Below are 18,416 nucleotides of genomic sequence, written 5' to 3' on the forward strand. Positions count from 1 at the left end.
ATGATTATTTTAAGAATGATAGGTGGATTAGGAAATCAAATGTCTCAAGTTGCTTATTCGGCTATATTGGCTAAAAAACTAAACAAAAAATTATATATAGACACTAGTTCATATAATAATTATAAAATAAGACCATGTTCTATACAAAAATTCAGATTAGATGATGGTATAGAATTTTACAAAGACTATAGTAAAATCCAATATAAACGACTACGTATTTCTCAAAGGATATATCATTTACTTCAATTTGTTATAGGAAAGCGAAAACAAATGGGAATAAAATGGTATAACTTTTTTTGTGAAATGGGTCATTATTATTCGTTTGATTCAGATTATTATGGATTTCCAGATTCAAAAAAAGACGTTGTAGATGTATATGGGTATTTTTTAGCAGAAGAGTATTTTCGTGGGAATAAAGAATATATAAAAAAACTTTTTTTATTAGATGATAAGTACATATCTAATACTGCTAAAAACTATTATTCAAGTATAACAAATTGTATATGTCCTGTAGCAATAAGCATTAGACTGCAAGATGATTATCTAAAAAGTAATGTTCACAATGTATGCACAAAAGAATATTTTTTGAAATCTATACAAGTGATACAAGAAAAATTTCCAAATGCCTATTTCTTTATTTTTGCTGATGATATTGAGAGAGCTAAAGAATTGGGATTAAATATACCTTCAACATATATTGAAAATATGACTGATGTTGAAGGTATGTACCTTTTAAGTAAGTGCAAGCATTATATCATTTCTAATAGTTCTTTTTCATGGTGGGGAGCATATTTAGGTGAATTTTCTGAAAAAGTAATAATTGCTCCAAAAAAATGGATGAACAATTCAATAAATTATTCATCAAAATATTATGAAGGAGTTGTTAAGATTTGATGAGAACTGATAAAAATAACACTATAAATATTTGTGCTGGAATTACAACATTCTATCCAACTATAGATGATGTGGAAAACATAATGATGTTAAGTAATTGGTTTGAAAAAATCTACATATATGATAATACACCAAATAGTAATTTAGATTTTACTGAACAAAATATTATGATTATAACTTCTGGTGAAAACAATGGATTAGGTATTGCATGTGATAAAATGTGTAAGATTGCAAAAAAAGAAAAATTTCCATTCATAATGTTTTTAGATCAAGACAGTCGAATTGATTATAAAGATTTAGAAATAATGTCTAATTTTATAAAATCAAATATCCAATTAGCTACTATTTATTGCCCGAAGATAAGTGTTATTAATAATGAAGAAAAACGTAAAGAACAAGAAAAAAAATTTTTTGAATTTGAACTGATCAAATGGTGCATTACTTCGGGAACTATTCTAAGACTTTGCGATTATGGAGAAATATTTTTTGATAAAAATTACTTTATAGATAGGTTGGATATGGATTTATGTACGCAAATAATCAAAAAAGGAGGGAAAATATGTCGTATTAATAGTGCTATTTTGGAGCAAAAGCTTGGTAATAATTATAAAAATAGTTATGCAACACATAGTGCTATTAGACATTATTATATAGCTAGAAATAGATTATATTATAATCACAAATATCAAATTAGTGCTTATGTTAGTGTTTTGCAGTTTATTAAGCATTTTTTAAATATTTTGTTCTATGAGCAAGAAAAATTAAAAAAAATTATTTGCGTAAAGGAGGGTATAAATGATTTCAAAAAAAACAGAATGGGGAAAAAAGTATGATATTGTTTTTGTATTGCCTATGCCAACCAATAAAATAGTTGGTGGATATAAAATGGTGTATGAATACTCTAATTATCTTGTTAATAAAGGGTTAACAGTTTGTTTAATTTATAATGGATGTAATGGTAAGAATTCAAAAGGAATTCCAAAACCAATTATTTTAGGAATGAGATTTATAATGGCAAAAAATGGTCCAAAATGGTTTGATTTAGATAAAAGAGTTGTTCAAAAAACTATTAGTTGTTTTGATGAAAAACTTTTGCCTTCTTCATATATTTATATTGCTACAGTTGCTCGATCAGCAATATTTATAAATTCTATTGACAAGGCGAAGAGCAGGAAAATATATTTTATTCAAGGATATGAAGATTGGGAAATTAGCGAAGAAGAATTACATGAAACATATTCTTTTAATATGAAAAAAATTACAGTATCTAAATGGCTGAAAGATATTATTAGTAAATATTCTAGTTCAGAGGTTGAGTACTTACCAAACGGAATTAATTGTAATATTTTTACTGAAAGTAAACCATTTAATACTAGAAATAATTATACTATTTCAATGTTATTTCACAATAGTGTTTTAAAGGGGGCAAATATAGGTATAGATGTTTTACTCGCTTTGAAAGAAAAGTACCCTCTACTTGAGGCACATTTATTTGGCACTCCAAAAAGACCTGATAGCTGGCCTGAATGGATTAAATACACACAAAATGCGAGTCCTTATGAAGTAAGCGCAATAATGAATAATACTAAAGTTTTTCTTTGTACTAGTAAATCGGAAGGTTATGGGTTAACTGTGTTAGAGGCAATGTCTTGTGGTTGTGCTATTGTAACTACAAAGTGTGGTGGCATAAATGAGTTTACTACTAATAATAATACTTTGTATTGTGAAATTGACGATAAAGATGGATTGATTGCAGCTGTTTCTCTTTTATTTAATAATAATAAAATGTGTAAGCAGTTTGGAAATTTAAGTTTACAAATTTCAAAAGAATTTAATATTGACTATTTAAAAGAAAAATTTTATTTAATCATTCAAGAAGAATTATGTAATATAAAGGAGGAAAACAAATGATAGTTTTTTTAATGTTAGTTATACTATTTTTTATGGTTTTTTCTTATATTACTGAAAAAAATTTGTTTAATCCAATTATGATATTTAATGGTGCGTTTTTTATTTTAGTTTTATTATATTCTTTTCGATTGTTTGGTATATATAGTGTTAATACAATAGTTTTTGATTATATTCTTATTGGAATACTTTTGTTTAATTTAGGAGCTATATTTATTAGATTACTTTCTGGAAATTTTTCGGGTCATATTGGTTCTAAGTCTATGTTTAAGTTTACAAATTTAGAAATCAAGAAATGGAATCATGTATACAACATTCTTATTAAATGTGTAATTATTGCAATTATTATAGAGTTTATTTATGTTATACCATCGATTGAATATTTATTGCAAGGTAATTCGCTTTATGCTTTACGATATGTTGCTGCGAATTCATTGAATGGTGCTAACTCAACAATTATGGTTATACTGCATTCGTATTTTGCTGTACCATTTCTTTTTATTGCTTTACCTGTTTCCTGTATAGAATTTATATGTGAACGTAAGAAAAAACTATTAATACTTGCAATCATTCTTGATATATTATTCTTCTTTACAAATGCTGAAAGAATGGCGTTTGTGTATCCTGTAATTTATATAATTAGTTCACTTCTTTTATTAAGGAATGGTAGAAATAGCATTGTTGATAAAAAACAAAAGAAAAAAATAATTATTATTTTTTGTATTATCATATTTGCAATTTATTTATCAACAATTATTAGAAGTTCAGGAATCAATCAACAGTCTGAAACCTTTTTTAATTCAATGTACCGATATATTATCGGTGCATTGCCTAACTTTTCGCAAAAACTAAATGATTCACAGATTCAGCCATTGTATTCAATGGGACAAGTAACTCTTTATGGATTTTATAATATGTTTAATACTATTTATGAAATATTATTCCATAATACATTACAGTTTTTTTCTAATGGACAATTATTGTGGGATTTAATTAGAGGTGGAATTGTATTTATAGATACTTCGGGTAAACTATATAATTTTTGTACTACAGGATTTATTTATTTCTATGCAGATTATGGAGTTTTTGGTATCTGTTTTTTTAGTACACTTTTTGGAATGCTTTCTGAGTATTTCTATATAAAAGTATTGAGGAAGCAGACTATGTTCAACATGTTGATATATTTAAATATTATGCAATCGCTTGCGATGTTTATTCTTTATAATATGTACAGTAATGTTCAATTTGTTTTAGCTATTGTTTATATTATTATATTTTTTAATGGTAAATTTAAAATGAAAATTAATTTATCAAAAAATAACAATTCTAGTTATGGTGGAGTGCGGTAAATATGAAAATAAAAATAACAAAATATGATGTGATTTGGAATTGGGTAGGTATAATTGTTTCATTGTTTTCGAATTTTTTAATGATACCATTTTTAGTATTGTATTTAGATAGTGATACTTATGGACTTTGGAATGTATTTGTCTCTTTAGGAAGTATTTCAGTTTTATTTGATTTTGGTTTTAATTCAATGTTTTCAAGGAATGTATCTTATTGTTGGAGTGGGGTTAATGAATTAAAAAAAGAAGGAGTAATGCAGGCCAATAAGGATGCTAAAACGAATTATTTATTGCTTGGAAAGGTAATTAAAACTTGTCAATTAATATATTTTTTTATTTCAATAGTAGCTTTTATAGGATTATCAACAATTGGAACAATTTATATAATATATGTGTCTAAAGAAATATTTAATATGAATATTTTATATGCATGGATTATTTATGCAATAGGTGTTTTTCTAAATTTGTTTTATGGTTACTATGATGCGTTTTTACGAGGCGTAGGAGAAGTTGGTACAGTAAATAAAATTAGAACAATTGCTAAAGTAGTACAAATAACTGTGACTGTAGTTCTTTTGTATTTAGGATTAAATTTAATCGGTGTAGCAATTGCATATGTTATTTATGGAATGATTTTCAGAATATTATGTAAAAGAGCATTTTACTCTATTGATGATATTTCAATGAATCTTAACAAAAAATCCAAAATTGATAGATGTGATATTAAACAGATTTTTGAAGTAGTATGGTATAACGCATGGAAAGATGGAGTTGTTTCAATAGCAAATTATATTTCGAATCAGGTTACGACGATTTTATGTTCTCTATATTTAGGCTTGACGGCAACAGGAGAATTTGGATTGATAGTGCAGTTATTCTCAGCAATTGCTCAAATTTCTGGATCCCTTTTCAGTGTTTATCAGCCTTCATTACAAGAAGCGTATGCTAGGAGAGAAAAAGAATATTCGCAAAGAGTTTTTTCTTTCTCAATTATTGTTTTTGGACTTTTATATGTTATAGGTTCAATTGCTGTAATAGTAATAATTATTCCTATTCTTAAACATATGCGTCCACAAATGACATTTAATATTTCTGTGTTAATGCTTCTTTGCGTTTATCAAGGCGTATTAAAATATAGAGATTGTTATGCTTGCTATTTAGCAGGAACTAATAGATTAATCTATTATAAGTCATTTCTTTTTTCAGCGATAGTATGCCTATTATTATCATTAATATTCTTAAAATATTTTGATTTGGGGATTATTGGACTTGGAATAGCCCAGATAATAAGTCAATTGATATATAACGTTTGGTACTGGCCAAGATTGGTTGATAATGAGTTATCGTTGAATTTTACAATGAAATATAAAAAATTTATTAGTGTGTTACAGGATAAAAAATTATAAAACTAAATGCAAAATATTTTAAGAAGATCGTAATTATAAAAACAAGAGATTACGAATATTTAGCCTTTATAATAAGTTTAATTTAAGAAGAAATAGTGGTATAGATTCGTTAAGGATAATAGCAATATTATTAATTGTTCTTAGCCATACTATATCATTTTACTAGAATAATGAGTTCTTTAGTTATGTGAATTTGAGTAATTTTATTAGAGTAATTATTAATTTTATTCTTATTTTGATTAGAAATTTCGGTCAACAAGGAAATATTATTTTTGTAATATGCTCTATATGGTTTCTTATTAGAAATAATAAGATAAATATTAAAAATGTAGTTATTGATATTTTGAGATATTAGTAATATTTCTTATTATATTTAAATTTTTTTAGAATATCTATAAGCATTACGTTAATGGTAAGAAACTTATTATCTATTTTATTCAATGATAATTACTTTTCTAGGAATTTTCATCTAAATAATCATTTATTTATTATTTCGTATATATGAAGTAACTATAAAATAGATAATAACTAAAATGGGCACTTATATTATAGGTTTAGTTTCTAAAGATACATATGAATTAAAGAAAATATTATTAAAATTGGATTAAAACATAATTATAATTTGTAATTATTTTAATGGAGGTGAAACAATGCAATTAAAAACTACATCATATCAAGATATACTGGATTCATTATGTTCAGCATTAGAATTAAAAGAACAAGTCATACTAGATATCATTGATTCTGGCTACTACATGTTTCAACAAGATCATCAAATACTATATATTGATGAATTATATGATTGCTATTTCAGTATAGTTAAGAAAAATTTAAAACATAATATTGAATCAATTCCATTCTATAGCATATCTAGAAGACTAAATGATAATGATAATGAAGGATTAAGTCTGTTAGACTTACTAACAGGAGACAATAGTTTTTCAAACTATTTAAAAGAATATGGACTTACATTCAAATTTGATAATGAAATTGAAATGTATGTTAATGGAAACAAGGTTGATATTCCTGAGAAAGATAGATATAAACATTATTTAAAATATAGATTTAAATATAATTATGCATTTAAGGGATATGCTTTTGATGATCAATTAATGAATAATGAAATATTAGAAATAGTAAAATATGGTCCTGAATTCTTTGGACATCTTTATGAATATATAGATAATGATGATGAAATTATCGATAATTATTTAGAACAAAGTAAATTATATAAGTTTGAGTACTTAGTACCAATTGATGATATATATTTTGAAAATTATGAAGAATTAACTTATAAAGAAAAGCAATATCATATACTTACTATGATGATGCTTAGATTATATTTTTATAAATATGATAAAGGTTTTGTTAAAACTGATGAACTTAATCCACTAATGGTAGTGATTGATAATAAATCACTTTCTAGCAAATATCTTATAAATAAAACTGAATTAGATGATGAGGCACTAGGTTAACAAGTAACTTAGTGTCTTTTTCTGAACAGGTATTTTTATTATTGGTGATTAAATATATAGAATTATGACTAAAAATATTTATAAAACAGTGAATTCTTAAATGTGCAAGATTAAAGTTGTTGAGAATATGTCATGAACAATTTTTAATTAGGAAAGATATGATTTTTAATTTGATAGCAAGTATATTGTATTATAGAATCCTTTTCTTATTTTCATCAGTTATATAAAGATATATGAAAAGTGATTTGAAATGTGACAGATTGATTTATCTGTCACTTGTTTTTAATTTCACATGAATGATAAAATGTGAATAGATAAAAACAAAGGAGATTAGAGATATGGCAAACAGATTTATTTTAAATGAAACAAGTTATCATGGAAGTGGAGCAATTAAAGAAATTCCTAATGAAGTTAAAGCAAGAGGATTTAAAAAAGCAATGGTTTGTTCTGATCCTGATTTAATTCAATTTGGTGTTACAAAAAAAGTAACAGATTTATTAGATGAAGCTGGTTTAGATTATGTTATTTATTCTGATATTAAAGCAAATCCAACAATTGAAAATGTACAAAATGGTGTAAAGGCATTACAAGATGCTAAAGCTGATTATATCATTGCAATTGGGGGAGGATCTTCTATGGATACTGCAAAAGGTATTGGTATTATTGATAGAAATCCTGAATTTGCAGATGTAAGAAGTTTAGAGGGTGTTGCAGATACAAAGAATCTTTGTACACCTATATTGGCTGTTCCAACGACAGCAGGTACTGCTGCTGAAGTCACAATTAACTATGTCATTACAGATGCTCAAAAAGATCGTAAAATGGTATGTGTAGATCCACATGATTTACCAGTTGTTGCATTTGTTGATCCAGATATGATGTCAAGTATGCCTAAAGGTTTAACAGCAGCTACAGGGATGGATGCATTAACACATGCAATTGAAGGTTATATCACTGCTGGAGCATGGGAAATGAGTGATATGTTCCATATCAAAGCCATTGAAATCATTGCTCGTTCTTTGCGAGGAGCTGTTGAAAATACACCTGAAGGTAGAGAAGGTATGGCTTTAGGACAATATATTGCTGGAATGGGATTTTCTAATGTTGGGTTAGGTATTGTTCATTCTATGGCTCATCCTTTAGGAGCATTATATGATACACCTCATGGTGTAGCCAATGCTATTATTTTACCAACAGTTATGGAATACAATGCTCCTGCAACGGGAACAAAGTATAAAGATATTGCTGAAGCTATGGGTGTTGATACAACAGGTATGAGTCAAGAAGAATATCGTCAAGCAGCCATTAATGCTGTTAAGAAATTATCTCAAGATGTCGGAATTCCTGCTGATTTAAAAGATATTGTCAAAGTCGAAGATTTAGATTTCTTGAGCGAATCTGCATATGCTGATGCTTGTCGTCCTGGTAATCCAAGAGAAACAAGTGTAGCAGAGATTAAAGAATTATATCAATCATTATTATAATGCATGTATTCCACATGCATTTTCTTTATTGTTTGATTGTGTTATAATACTTTCAAGGAGTTGAGAGGATGGAATTAATTAATCAGACATTAATCATGGCTTTTTTAGGAATTATAGCAGCTTGTAGTGTTGTCTTTCCCATATTGTTTCTGGTACAAAGAAAAAAACAGCACAAAGCAATAATGGAATTATTAAATAAGAACTCCTCATCTTAAATAGGAGTTCTTATTTTGAGAAATAAAGTCAATCATCATTATGATAAATTGTTTTTGATGAAATGGTGGCATTCTTTCTGGATGCCATTGAACAGCTATGATGAGATGATTTTCTAAGCCTTCAATTAATCCATCTTCGCTCATTGCGCTCAATTTAAGAGATGGTGCTATGTCTTTAACATTTTGATGATGGAAAGAATTAACTTGTATTTTATCAGGAAAATACAAACTCAATAATGAATGAGGTTGAATCAAAACATCATGATAACCTTTTTGATGTTGAATAGATGTCTGATAAAGACTATCAATATCTTGATAGAGTGTTCCTTTAAAAAAGACATTAATGATTTGAATGCCACGACAGATGCCAATAATAGGTTTATGAGCATGATAAAACTGTTGTAACAAAGCAAAATCCATTGTTTCAATCAGTTCATCTTCTTGGATGTTTGAAACATGTGTTCTTTGGTGATAATAATGAGGGTTAATATCATTACCCCCACAAATGAGTAAAGCATCATTTCTTTTGACTATATCACTATAATGATGATGAGTTCTTGGAACAACAAGTTCAATATCAAAATAGGGAAGAAGAAACTGATAATAAGTTTCATTCATAAAAAAAGTCATATGATCTTCTTTTTTTCTTAAAGTAATGGCAATTTTTAACATATTTCTACCTCAAATGTATTTTATTTATTGATAATTCATAAAAATTGATTATACTAATATATATGTAAATACGCGAAGAATTTGACAATTCTTTTAAATTATATTACTATTGAATAAATTTAATCATAAGGAGATTAACAATAGATGGACCCGAGTCAGATAGTTATGATTTTCATGTTTATTATATTAATTGCTTTGTCAGCACTTTTTTCAATGAGTGAAACTGCATTTATGGCGGTTAATAAAATTAGAGTAAGAACTTTAGCAGAAGAAGAGAATAATAAAAAAGCAAAGATCGTTGATAGTTTATTAGACAATCAAGATCGTTTATTAAGTTCTATTTTGGTGGGCAATAATCTTGTGAATATTGCGGCATCATCACTCACAACTTCGTTTGTCATTTCTATATTTGGTAATGAGGGAACTGGTGTGGCAGTAGCGACTGGTGTTGTCACATTAGCGATTTTGATTTTTGGAGAGATTACCCCAAAATCTTTAGCAACGAAGAATGCAGAGTCTATTTCATTTGGTGTGTGTCGTTTTATTAAATTGATAACTATTATTTTTTCGCCAGTAGTGGTTATATTAAATATTATTTCTAGTGTCTTTATTCATTTGTTGGGTGGTGACACAGTCAGTGGACCAACAATGACAGAAGAAGATTTAAAAACCATTGTCACAGTTTCACATGAAGAAGGTGTCTTAGAAGATGAAGAAAAAGAAATGATTCATAATGTCTTTGAATTTGGTGAAACTGAAATCAAAGAAATTATGACACCTAGAATTCATGTTGTGAGTGTGGCCGATGATGTCACATACAATGATTTGATGAAAATTTTTAAAGAAAGTCAATTTTCAAGAATTCCTGTTCATTCAGATTCATATGATGAAATTATAGGTGTTTTGCATATTAAAGATCTAATGTTATCAAAGGTTGTCAAATCTAAATTTGATGTCAAAGATTTTATGCGTGAAACATTTGTTGTTTATGAGTTTAATCATATTTCTGATGTTTTTGAATCAATGCGTAAAGAGCATGTTTCATTAGCGATTGTATTAGATGAATATGGTGTTATGAGTGGAATTGTGACTTTAGAAGATATTGTTGAAGAAATTGTTGGTGAAATTGATGATGAATATGATGAGATTGAAGATTCTATCATTCAATTAGATGATAATCTTTATACAATTGATGGAAGTTTGAATATCGATGAAGTGAACGAAACATGTGGAACTGAGTTTGCTTCAGAAGATTTTGAATCAATTGGCGGTTTGGTATTAGGACAATGTAATGGGAGTCCAGAACTTAACCAGGTTTTAAAGATTGATAATGTTTTATTAACAATTAAAGAAATAGATAAGAATAGAATTGTTTCATTGCAATTAGAACTTTTAAATGAAGAAGAACATGAAGAAGAGGAAAATGAGGAAAAGCATGACTAATGTTTTTCCTTTCTTAATCAATGGAGGGAAAACATCATGATAGCTTTTTATGAGCGTTGTGTTAAAATTTATGATGATTATCGGGCTGTTGTGCCACCATATGCAGCAGCGGCTTTATCGTTTTATTTGTTATTGATTTTAATTCCCGCATTTTCATTGATAGCTGTGGGAACTTCGCTTTTAAATATTGATATGGGACTCATTGAGTCTTTGATTCAACGTATTGTGATGCCAACTTATTCACAGATGTTAATTGATATTTTAGAATCTCGTTCTATGAATACTGTGGCATTAATTACTATGATTATTTCAATTTATACTGTCTCACGCGGGATTGGTAATATTTATGAAATATCTAAGAATATGTATCATCAACATATTGAGGAAACAATTGTTGGGTATTATATTTATACGTTTAAAGTAACGATTTTTTTGTTGTTATTGTTTATTGGAATTATTGCCATTTTGGCCTTAGGTCCATTAGCATATATTTTTAATTTTTTATATTCATATTTTGGCATTAGGCATATTGTTTTATATTTTTTAATGGTCTTTTGCTTAATGAGTATTTATTTGATTGTTCCACGGATCCGTATTCATTATGGTGATGCTTTTCAAGGCGCACTTGTTGCAAGTGCATTAATGCTTGTTTTGTATTATGGATTAAATATTTACTTTCGATTTGCCGATTTTCAGTCTGTTTATGGACCTTTAGCATCTATTGTGGTCATTTTATTTGTATTTGATTGGGCAGCAGAAATCTTTTATATTGGTATGTATATAACGAATATTTTACATTTAAGGAGAGAGAAATGAGAAAAGAAAGAGTAGAAATTAAGAAGTTAGGAATTAATGGTGAAGGAATAGGATATATCAATAAAAAGATATGCTTTATTGATAATGCGATGCCTGGAGAAATTGTTGAAGTAGAAATTACAAATGAAAATCCAAAGTTTTATAAAGGAAAAGTCTTACAATATATTGAAAAATCTACTGATCGAGTAGATACTATTTGTAAAGAAGATCGTCATTGTCAGGGATGTTCATTAACATCTCTGGCTTATAGTAAACATCTTCCTTATAAAAAAGGGATTTTAAAAGATGCATTAAAAAAATATACAAGTTTTGATGTTGATAAATTACCTATAAAAGCCACTTACCCTTCACCAATTGAAAAAGGATATCGACATGTTGTATCATTACCTATTACTTATTTTAAAGGTAAAGTTCATGCAGGTATTTATCAAAGGGAAACAAAATATTTAACATTAATGAATGGATGTCCTATGCAGGATTCATTGATTAATGAATGTTTAGTAAAGATAGAAGATATTTTAAATAACTACCATGTAAGAGATTATAATGATAAGATAAAAAAAGGTTTACGTTTTATGAAACTTCGTAATATCGATGGACAAATTCAAGTTTTATTTGTGACAGGACAAGATGGTATCAAATCAGAAGTGATTGAAGAAATCAGTCAAATAGATGCTGTTAAAAGTATTTGGTTTACTATCAATACAACAAGACATCAAGAGTTTGAATTACAGGGATATAAGAAAGTCTATGGTCAGTCAACTTTACCATTTACATGTTTCAATCAACAATATCTTTATTCTGTTAAATCAGAATTTCCAATGAATCCAGATATGGAAAAAGTAAAATTAGATATCATTCGTTCAATGATTCCAACAGATGCTTCAGTATTATCTTTAAACTGTGGAGTAGGAGTATTAGAATTGGCTTTAGAAAATCCACAAATTATTGCTATTGATGAAAAAAATTATCATATTAAAGATGCTAAAGATAATGCCAAATTCTTACATAAAGATAATGTTGATTTCTTATGTAAAAACATTAATGAAGGAACAATTTCTCAATGTAAAAAACAATCATTTGATTATATTATTGTTCGCAGTGAAGAATTAAGTTCAGCAATGAAGCAAAGTTTTGTCTTATCAAAGTCTAAAAATGTTATTTATGTTAGTGATCATCCATCATCACTTGCTAAAGATTTAGAAGAATTAAGCCAATATTTTGAAATTGAATCTATTCTGCCATTAGATACATATCCATACACAGCGAAACTAGAAACAATCGTTAAACTGAAAAGAAAGTAAAAAAAGGACTAAGGTCCTTTTTTTGATTCTTAATGAGAATGAACAAGCAGTTCATCTTTAGAAAGTTCTTTTCCACATTTTTTACAAATATAAACAATTTCAATGTTGCCATCACAGTCTTTATGATGAAGGCATTTATAACTTTTATCAAGGTGACGATCACCCCAAATAATTAATGCATTGAAAATATCATCTAAGTCTTCACTTTTTTTTGTTAAATGGTATTGGTAACGAGGTGGATGCTGTGAATATAAATCACATTTTAATAAATCATCTTCACATAATGTTTTCAAGCGATTAGATAGTAAATTGGTTGGAATACCAGGTAGGTTTTCTTGTAATTCTTTATATGTTTTGTAACCAGATTGAATCGCATGTAATATCAGAAGAGTCCATTTATCACCAATCAAATTTAAAGTTTGAGCAATATTGCATTCAATATCATATTGTTTTTTCATCGTTTTCACCTCATTTGTTTAAAACTTCATGAATCATTGATTCCATAATATCAATATTTAACTGTCCAATTGCATAACCATATGGCTTTCCATCTTTATCAATCATAAAAGATGTTGGTAAACTTGATACCTTAAAGTCATATGAGACTTCTCCATTATCAAAGAGAACGGGCATATTATAACCCTTTTCATCTAAAAATTCTATAATTTCTTGTTGACTTTTTTCTCTACCACCAGGATTAACAATTGTTATAATCGCAACTTGATTACTGTTTTTATATTTATCATAGAGTTTTTGAATTTCAGGCAATTCTCTTTGACATGGTGGACACCATGTTGCCCAAAAATTAACAAAGACTGCTTTTCCTTTTAAAGATGCAAAAGAAACATCTTTTTGATTTTGATCTTTTAAAGTATAAGGGAGAGGAAATTGATTATCTTCAGTAGATTCCTTTGGGGTAGCAACTGGCGCTGATGCATGACTCATATACTGAGAAATATCATTCATTTTACCTGTGATCATAATTATACCGATAACGATAAGAACAATCGCTCCAGCTTTGACAGCAATATTCATCCATTTTTTACGCTTACTTAACCATTCTAATGCTTGATCAGTAAAGAGACCAACAATAAAGAATGGGAGTGTTAAACCAATCGCATAAATAATAACCAAAAGATTACTTACAAGGAAACTACCTGTACTTGTACCTAAAATAAGAATGGATGCTAGGGCTGGACCAATACAGGGAGTCCAGGCAAAGCCAAATGTAAAGCCTAGAATAAAAGCGAAGATAAATTGTGATGACACATGTTTCCTCGTTGTAAAACGCTTTGTTTGACTCAGCTTTTGTGAACGAATAATTCCAAACTGATAGAGTCCAAGCATAATAATAAGAATTCCACCAATTCGCGTCATAAGGGTCATATATTCTTTAAAGAAAGAACTGATCACCTGGACTGATATATTCAATAAGAATATTGCTATAAAGATACCAATAATAAAACATGTTGTGAGTAAGAATAGTTTTTTACGACTAGGTTTTTTGTCATCATGATTTTGACCAGAAAGATATCCTATATATAAAGGAATAAGTGGTAAAACACATGGTGAGAAAAAAGAGAAAAGTCCTTCAAAGAAAACAAGAATAAAATTCATAAATTATCCTTTCAACATCTTTTCTAAAGTAGGATAAGGAACAAATCCTAACTGCTTGTTTATGATATTACCGTTTTTCACAACAAATAAACTTGGAATGGATTGAACATTGAATTTTGCTGCTAATGTAGGGAGAGCATCAACATCAACTTTTACAACTGTTGCTTCAGGATGTTCATCAGCTAATTTATCAATACTCGGTGCTAACATTTGACATGGACCACACCATTTGGCAAAGAAATCTATAAATAATAACTCAGCATTTTGATATAGTTCTAAAAATTCATTTTCATTTGGATGTAATACTTTTGACATAATTCATCTTCCTTTCTTATATATTGAATAAATCATTGAGAGCTTCACTCATTGATGGATGAGTAAAGATGTGATTTCCAATATCCTGATATTTTAAATTTTGATTCATAGCAAGTTGAACAAAGTTAATCATTTCTTCACTATGTTCACATAATAAGACACAACCTAAAATAGCATCTGTTTTTGTATCAATAATAGCTTTTAAGATGCCTTCTGGTTTGCCATCAACATTGGCACGTGGAATCGCAGCTGTTGGTAATTTAGCAACTTTAACATCATATCCTTGAGCAATAGCTTCTTGTTCACTTAATCCAACGCGAGAGAATGTTGGTGAAATAAAGACAGAATAAGGAATATGTCCACGATTGTGAATTGTTCTTGTTTTATTTCCAAAGAGATGATCTTTAACAATACGATAATCATCTAATGAAATATATGTGAACTGTAATCCACCTTTGACATCACCCATTGCATAAATGTGAGGAACATCAGTTTGTAAGTAGTCATTCACAATAACATTTCCTCTTTGATCAACTTGAACATCAGTGTTTTCTAAACCTAAATCAGCTGTATTAGCAACGCGGCCAGTGGCTAATAAGACGGCATCAAAACGATCAATATATCCAACATGATCTTGATTGTATTGAATAACAACTTTTTCACCTTGGTTGCTGACTTCTTGAACACGGCTACTGAATTTAAAGTGTACGCCTTGATTTTCCAAAATATGTTGAATTTCTAAAGCGACATCTTCATCTTCACGTCCGACTAAGCGTTCATTGAATTCAAAGACTGTGACATGACTACCATAACGTGCATACATACTGGCAAATTCTAAACCAATGTAGCCACCACCAATGATTGCCAAATGTTGAGGAAGTTTTGTTTCTTTCATCATCTTATCGCTTGTATAAATATGTTTCGTTTCATGGATTCCTTTTATTGCTGGAATGACAGATTTTGAACCTGTATTAATAAAGATATAATCAGCTGAAATATTGTCTTTTCCATTGATTTCAACGGTATGATTATCTATAAATCTGGCTGTTCCATCAATGATATCTACATTATCTAATTGTGCTAATTTATCATAATTCTTTTGACGTAATTTTGTAATTAAGTTTTCTTTTTGTTCAACAGCTGCCTGATATTCTTTTGTACCTGCTTGAACAATTAAAGATTTAGAAGGAATACATCCTTCATTAATACATGTTCCACCATACATTTGATTTGATTTTTCAATTAAAGCAACTTTTTTACCACGCTTTGCAAGATCTCCTGCCAACGTTTTTCCACCTTTACCAAATCCAATAATAATTGCATCATAATGTTTCATTTTCTCAAGACCTCCTTTGTCTACGATATCACTTTAACATAGTAACTTTATAAAATCAAGTAATATGAATAAATAAAGTATTTGGTTTTTTTTCGTGATTTATTTTTTTCATGTCTTTTATATGGTACAATGAAAACAAAGGAGGGATAACATGATTGTTTCTACATTATCAACTTATCCAGGTAAGAAAGTGGTCAAAGATTTAGGCATTGTTTTTGCGTATGATGATGCTATAAGAATGACTAGGATAGCTATGAATATGGATAAGTATTTAAATCATGCATTAGATTATTTAGGAGAGAAAGCAAAAGAAAGAGGGGCTAATGCTGTTTTAGGAATATGTTTTGATGTAAGAGATACAATGAAACCGATGTTAATGGGGACAGCGGTAATTTTGGAGGATGAAGTATGATTATTTCCGCTTTACCCTATTATAAGGATAATGAAATTGTTGAAGATTTAGGGTATATTTATGCATTTGATGATCAGATGATGTTTTCTAGAACTGTCGATGATAGTATGGAAGAGGCAATGAAAGCACTGAGTCTAAAAGCTAAGAAACGTGGAGCCAATGCTGTTTTAAGTGTCCATGCACTTATTAATGAAAAATCACGTATTATGCTGTGTGGACAGGCTGTTTTATTGGCTGATAAAGAATAAGAGGATTTTGTCATAGTGTGTCATTTGATGGAAAATAACAGAGAATTGGAAAATATTGTTTGTTATTTTTCCTTTTTTTGTCTAATAAATAATTATTGATAAAAAAAACGTTTATTTTGCTTTTCTAAATAAGAAATTGACTCGTGAAAAGGTTCCCAAAATGAAAAGTTGATGTTATAATGTATAAGTAAAAAGATATGGAGGGATACAATGTCGATTTTATCTGGAAAAGGAAAAGTGAAATTAAATGGACAAAAAGGTTTAACAAAAGATAAACCTATTTTATCTATTGAAGCACCTGACGTTGTTTATATTCCCCTTGTTTTGGGAGTCGCAACTGATTTTGATGTTCATGTCAAAGAAGGCGATCATGTATGTATAGGAACAAAAATTGCAACTCGTAAGAGTATGTATGTACCTATCTATTCATCTGTTTCTGGAACAGTTAAGGGAATTGAAAAACGTATGCATGCTTCAAAAAGATTGCAACAGCATATTGTCATTGAAAATGACCATAAAAATGAGAGAGTGAAAGCATATGAAGTGAAAGATCCTGATCGTATGAGTCAAGAGGATGTCTTCAATGCGATTAAAGAATTAGGAATTGTTGGTTTAGGTGGGTCTGGATTCCCAACTTATATTAAATATTCTCATACAGAAAATATTGAAACAATCTTAATTAATGGTGTGGAATGTGAACCATTCTTAACAAGTGATCATCTTGCAATGAAAAGAGATATTAAAGCTTTGTTTGATGGAACACAATATTTAATGAAAGCTGCTGGAGCAAAGAATGCAGTTATTGCGATTAAAGAACATAAACCAGACTTAATGGAATTATTGGTTGAAGAAGCAAAGAATTACAGCAATATTGAACCAAGAGAAGTTCCTGATCGTTATCCAATGGGATGGGAGAGAGTTTTGGTTGAAACTGTCTTTAAAAAAGAATATGATAAGTTACCTGCTGAAATTGGTGTTATTGTTAATAACTCATCAACGGCAATTGCCTTATCAAAAGGTATTCGTAATGGTGAACCAATAACTCATAGAGTTGTGACTTTCTCTGGTAATGGATTGAAAAATCCTCAAAATGTCGAAGTTGCAATTGGAACACCAGTCAACTATATTGTTGAAAAAATTGGTGGCTATATTGATGAAGACTGTGATGGATTCTTAGTTGGTGGTGGACCAATGATGGGAAAATCAGTCATGAATGATACATTTGTGATTTATTCTCATAATAATGCAATTACAGTGATGAAGAAAGAAGACATCAAACCTTTACCATGTTTAAAATGTGGTGAATGTACATTACATTGTCCTGCTCATTTACAGCCAGTACGTATTATGCAAGGTGAAAAAGCAGCCAATGTAGAATTGATTGAAAAATTAGAAGTTGATCGTTGTGTTGAATGTGGTATGTGTACTTATATTTGTCCAAGTAAGATTGAAGTGACAGATATGGTGGCGAAAGCAAAACGTCGTTATCAGTTAGCACAAAAGAGAAAGAATGCGTAGGGAGGAT

At 28.8% G+C, this 18,416-nt stretch carries 19 protein-coding genes; 14 read left to right on the top strand and 5 right to left on the bottom strand.

Annotated elements, in window-relative coordinates; translation table 11 throughout:
- From BN1865_RS17550 to BN1865_RS18645, 8 genes are all read left to right on the top strand, one after another.
- Positions 1–894: an alpha-1,2-fucosyltransferase gene (locus BN1865_RS17550; RefSeq protein ID WP_050638539.1), complete on the top strand. Its 894-nt coding sequence runs from the start codon at positions 1–3 to the stop codon at positions 892–894.
- A complete protein-coding gene (locus BN1865_RS17555) occupies positions 894–1,727 on the top strand; it encodes a glycosyltransferase (RefSeq protein ID WP_050638540.1) in 834 nt (277 codons plus the stop codon). Before BN1865_RS17550 ends, BN1865_RS17555 begins: the two co-directional genes overlap by 1 nt.
- On the top strand, positions 1,690–2,805 hold the full coding sequence (locus BN1865_RS17560) for a glycosyltransferase family 4 protein (protein ID WP_050638541.1): 1,116 nt from the start codon (positions 1,690–1,692) through the stop codon (positions 2,803–2,805). The genes BN1865_RS17555 and BN1865_RS17560 overlap by 38 nt, the downstream gene beginning before the upstream one ends.
- Positions 2,802–4,151 carry an O-antigen polymerase gene (locus tag BN1865_RS17565; RefSeq protein ID WP_050638542.1) on the top strand — a complete coding sequence of 450 codons (1,350 nt, stop codon included), beginning with the start codon at positions 2,802–2,804 and terminating at the stop codon, positions 4,149–4,151. Before BN1865_RS17560 ends, BN1865_RS17565 begins: the two co-directional genes overlap by 4 nt.
- 2 nt (positions 4,152–4,153) lie before the next feature.
- Complete coding sequence (gene wzx, locus BN1865_RS17570) at positions 4,154–5,554, top strand: O-unit flippase-like protein (protein ID WP_050638543.1); 1,401 nt, start codon at positions 4,154–4,156, stop codon at positions 5,552–5,554.
- Between the two features lie 650 nt (positions 5,555–6,204).
- Positions 6,205–7,029 carry a hypothetical protein gene (locus BN1865_RS17575; RefSeq protein ID WP_050638544.1) on the top strand — a complete coding sequence of 275 codons (825 nt, stop codon included), beginning with the start codon at positions 6,205–6,207 and terminating at the stop codon, positions 7,027–7,029.
- Positions 7,030–7,367: 338 nt separating this feature from the next.
- Entirely contained in the window at positions 7,368–8,513 is a 1,146-nt protein-coding gene (gene fucO, locus BN1865_RS17580; protein WP_050638545.1) for a lactaldehyde reductase, read from the top strand.
- Between the two features lie 68 nt (positions 8,514–8,581).
- Entirely contained in the window at positions 8,582–8,728 is a 147-nt protein-coding gene (locus tag BN1865_RS18645) for a hypothetical protein (protein WP_198527307.1), read from the top strand.
- Here the strand turns inward: BN1865_RS18645 and BN1865_RS17585 are convergent.
- A complete protein-coding gene (locus BN1865_RS17585) occupies positions 8,720–9,400 on the bottom strand; it encodes a gamma-glutamyl-gamma-aminobutyrate hydrolase family protein (protein ID WP_050638546.1) in 681 nt (226 codons plus the stop codon). The genes BN1865_RS18645 and BN1865_RS17585 overlap by 9 nt on opposite strands.
- A 144-nt stretch (positions 9,401–9,544) precedes the next feature.
- On the opposite strand from BN1865_RS17585, the gene BN1865_RS17590 reads away from it, so the two are divergent.
- From BN1865_RS17590 to rlmD, 3 genes are read left to right on the top strand one after another with little or no spacing between them, the layout of a single operon-like run.
- Positions 9,545–10,843: an HlyC/CorC family transporter gene (locus tag BN1865_RS17590; protein WP_050638547.1), complete on the top strand. Its 1,299-nt coding sequence runs from the start codon at positions 9,545–9,547 to the stop codon at positions 10,841–10,843.
- A gap of 36 nt (positions 10,844–10,879) precedes the next feature.
- Positions 10,880–11,659 carry a YihY/virulence factor BrkB family protein gene (locus BN1865_RS17595; protein ID WP_050638548.1) on the top strand — a complete coding sequence of 260 codons (780 nt, stop codon included), beginning with the start codon at positions 10,880–10,882 and terminating at the stop codon, positions 11,657–11,659.
- Complete coding sequence (gene rlmD, locus BN1865_RS17600; RefSeq protein WP_050638549.1) at positions 11,656–12,963, top strand: 23S rRNA (uracil(1939)-C(5))-methyltransferase RlmD; 1,308 nt, start codon at positions 11,656–11,658, stop codon at positions 12,961–12,963. Before BN1865_RS17595 ends, rlmD begins: the two co-directional genes overlap by 4 nt.
- Before the next feature lie 29 nt (positions 12,964–12,992).
- On the opposite strand, the gene BN1865_RS17605 is transcribed toward rlmD, so the two are convergent.
- From BN1865_RS17605 to BN1865_RS17620, 4 genes are read right to left on the bottom strand one after another with little or no spacing between them, the layout of a single operon-like run.
- A complete protein-coding gene (locus BN1865_RS17605; RefSeq protein ID WP_050638550.1) occupies positions 12,993–13,421 on the bottom strand; it encodes a winged helix-turn-helix transcriptional regulator in 429 nt (142 codons plus the stop codon).
- 10 nt (positions 13,422–13,431) lie between these two features.
- Positions 13,432–14,580 (bottom strand): redoxin domain-containing protein, encoded by a 1,149-nt coding sequence (locus BN1865_RS17610; RefSeq protein WP_050638551.1) that lies wholly within the window; start codon positions 14,578–14,580, stop codon positions 13,432–13,434.
- 3 nt (positions 14,581–14,583) lie between these two features.
- Positions 14,584–14,895 carry a thioredoxin family protein gene (locus BN1865_RS18235; RefSeq protein ID WP_050638552.1) on the bottom strand — a complete coding sequence of 104 codons (312 nt, stop codon included), beginning with the start codon at positions 14,893–14,895 and terminating at the stop codon, positions 14,584–14,586.
- A 16-nt stretch (positions 14,896–14,911) separates the two neighbouring features.
- Positions 14,912–16,231, bottom strand: coding sequence for an FAD-dependent oxidoreductase (locus tag BN1865_RS17620; protein WP_050638553.1), 1,320 nt, complete (start codon positions 16,229–16,231; stop codon positions 14,912–14,914).
- Between the two features lie 151 nt (positions 16,232–16,382).
- Between BN1865_RS17620 and BN1865_RS17625 the strand changes: the two genes are divergently transcribed.
- The 3 genes from BN1865_RS17625 (at position 16,383) to BN1865_RS17635 (ending at position 18,409) form a co-directional block, all read left to right on the top strand.
- Positions 16,383–16,643 carry a heavy metal-binding domain-containing protein gene (locus tag BN1865_RS17625; protein WP_050638554.1) on the top strand — a complete coding sequence of 87 codons (261 nt, stop codon included), beginning with the start codon at positions 16,383–16,385 and terminating at the stop codon, positions 16,641–16,643.
- Positions 16,640–16,891, top strand: coding sequence for a hypothetical protein (locus tag BN1865_RS17630; protein WP_050638555.1), 252 nt, complete (start codon positions 16,640–16,642; stop codon positions 16,889–16,891). The genes BN1865_RS17625 and BN1865_RS17630 overlap by 4 nt, the downstream gene beginning before the upstream one ends.
- Positions 16,892–17,101: 210 nt before the next feature.
- Entirely contained in the window at positions 17,102–18,409 is a 1,308-nt protein-coding gene (locus tag BN1865_RS17635; protein WP_050638556.1) for an RnfABCDGE type electron transport complex subunit C, read from the top strand.
- The last annotated feature ends 7 nt before the right edge of the window (positions 18,410–18,416 follow it).

The sequence above is a fragment of the Candidatus Stoquefichus sp. SB1 genome, from assembly GCF_001244545.1.
Lineage (GTDB): Bacteria > Bacillota_I > Bacilli_A > Erysipelotrichales > Coprobacillaceae > Stoquefichus.

Excerpts from the sequence above, each read along its gene's own strand:
- BN1865_RS17550 (WP_050638539.1), top strand. The coding sequence starts at position 1 with ATGATTATTTTAAGAATGATAGGTGGATTAGGAAATCAAATGTCTCAA.
- BN1865_RS17555 (WP_050638540.1), top strand. The coding sequence starts at position 894 with ATGAGAACTGATAAAAATAACACTATAAATATTTGTGCTGGAATTACA.
- BN1865_RS17560 (WP_050638541.1), top strand. The coding sequence starts at position 1,690 with ATGATTTCAAAAAAAACAGAATGGGGAAAAAAGTATGATATTGTTTTT.
- BN1865_RS17565 (WP_050638542.1), top strand. The coding sequence starts at position 2,802 with ATGATAGTTTTTTTAATGTTAGTTATACTATTTTTTATGGTTTTTTCT.
- wzx (WP_050638543.1), top strand. The coding sequence starts at position 4,154 with ATGAAAATAAAAATAACAAAATATGATGTGATTTGGAATTGGGTAGGT.
- BN1865_RS17575 (WP_050638544.1), top strand. The coding sequence starts at position 6,205 with ATGCAATTAAAAACTACATCATATCAAGATATACTGGATTCATTATGT.
- fucO (WP_050638545.1), top strand. The coding sequence starts at position 7,368 with ATGGCAAACAGATTTATTTTAAATGAAACAAGTTATCATGGAAGTGGA.
- BN1865_RS18645 (WP_198527307.1), top strand. The coding sequence starts at position 8,582 with ATGGAATTAATTAATCAGACATTAATCATGGCTTTTTTAGGAATTATA.
- BN1865_RS17585 (WP_050638546.1), bottom strand. The coding sequence starts at position 9,400 with ATGTTAAAAATTGCCATTACTTTAAGAAAAAAAGAAGATCATATGACT.
- BN1865_RS17590 (WP_050638547.1), top strand. The coding sequence starts at position 9,545 with ATGGACCCGAGTCAGATAGTTATGATTTTCATGTTTATTATATTAATT.
- BN1865_RS17595 (WP_050638548.1), top strand. The coding sequence starts at position 10,880 with ATGATAGCTTTTTATGAGCGTTGTGTTAAAATTTATGATGATTATCGG.
- rlmD (WP_050638549.1), top strand. The coding sequence starts at position 11,656 with ATGAGAAAAGAAAGAGTAGAAATTAAGAAGTTAGGAATTAATGGTGAA.
- BN1865_RS17605 (WP_050638550.1), bottom strand. The coding sequence starts at position 13,421 with ATGAAAAAACAATATGATATTGAATGCAATATTGCTCAAACTTTAAAT.
- BN1865_RS17610 (WP_050638551.1), bottom strand. The coding sequence starts at position 14,580 with ATGAATTTTATTCTTGTTTTCTTTGAAGGACTTTTCTCTTTTTTCTCA.
- BN1865_RS18235 (WP_050638552.1), bottom strand. The coding sequence starts at position 14,895 with ATGTCAAAAGTATTACATCCAAATGAAAATGAATTTTTAGAACTATAT.
- BN1865_RS17620 (WP_050638553.1), bottom strand. The coding sequence starts at position 16,231 with ATGAAACATTATGATGCAATTATTATTGGATTTGGTAAAGGTGGAAAA.
- BN1865_RS17625 (WP_050638554.1), top strand. The coding sequence starts at position 16,383 with ATGATTGTTTCTACATTATCAACTTATCCAGGTAAGAAAGTGGTCAAA.
- BN1865_RS17630 (WP_050638555.1), top strand. The coding sequence starts at position 16,640 with ATGATTATTTCCGCTTTACCCTATTATAAGGATAATGAAATTGTTGAA.
- BN1865_RS17635 (WP_050638556.1), top strand. The coding sequence starts at position 17,102 with ATGTCGATTTTATCTGGAAAAGGAAAAGTGAAATTAAATGGACAAAAA.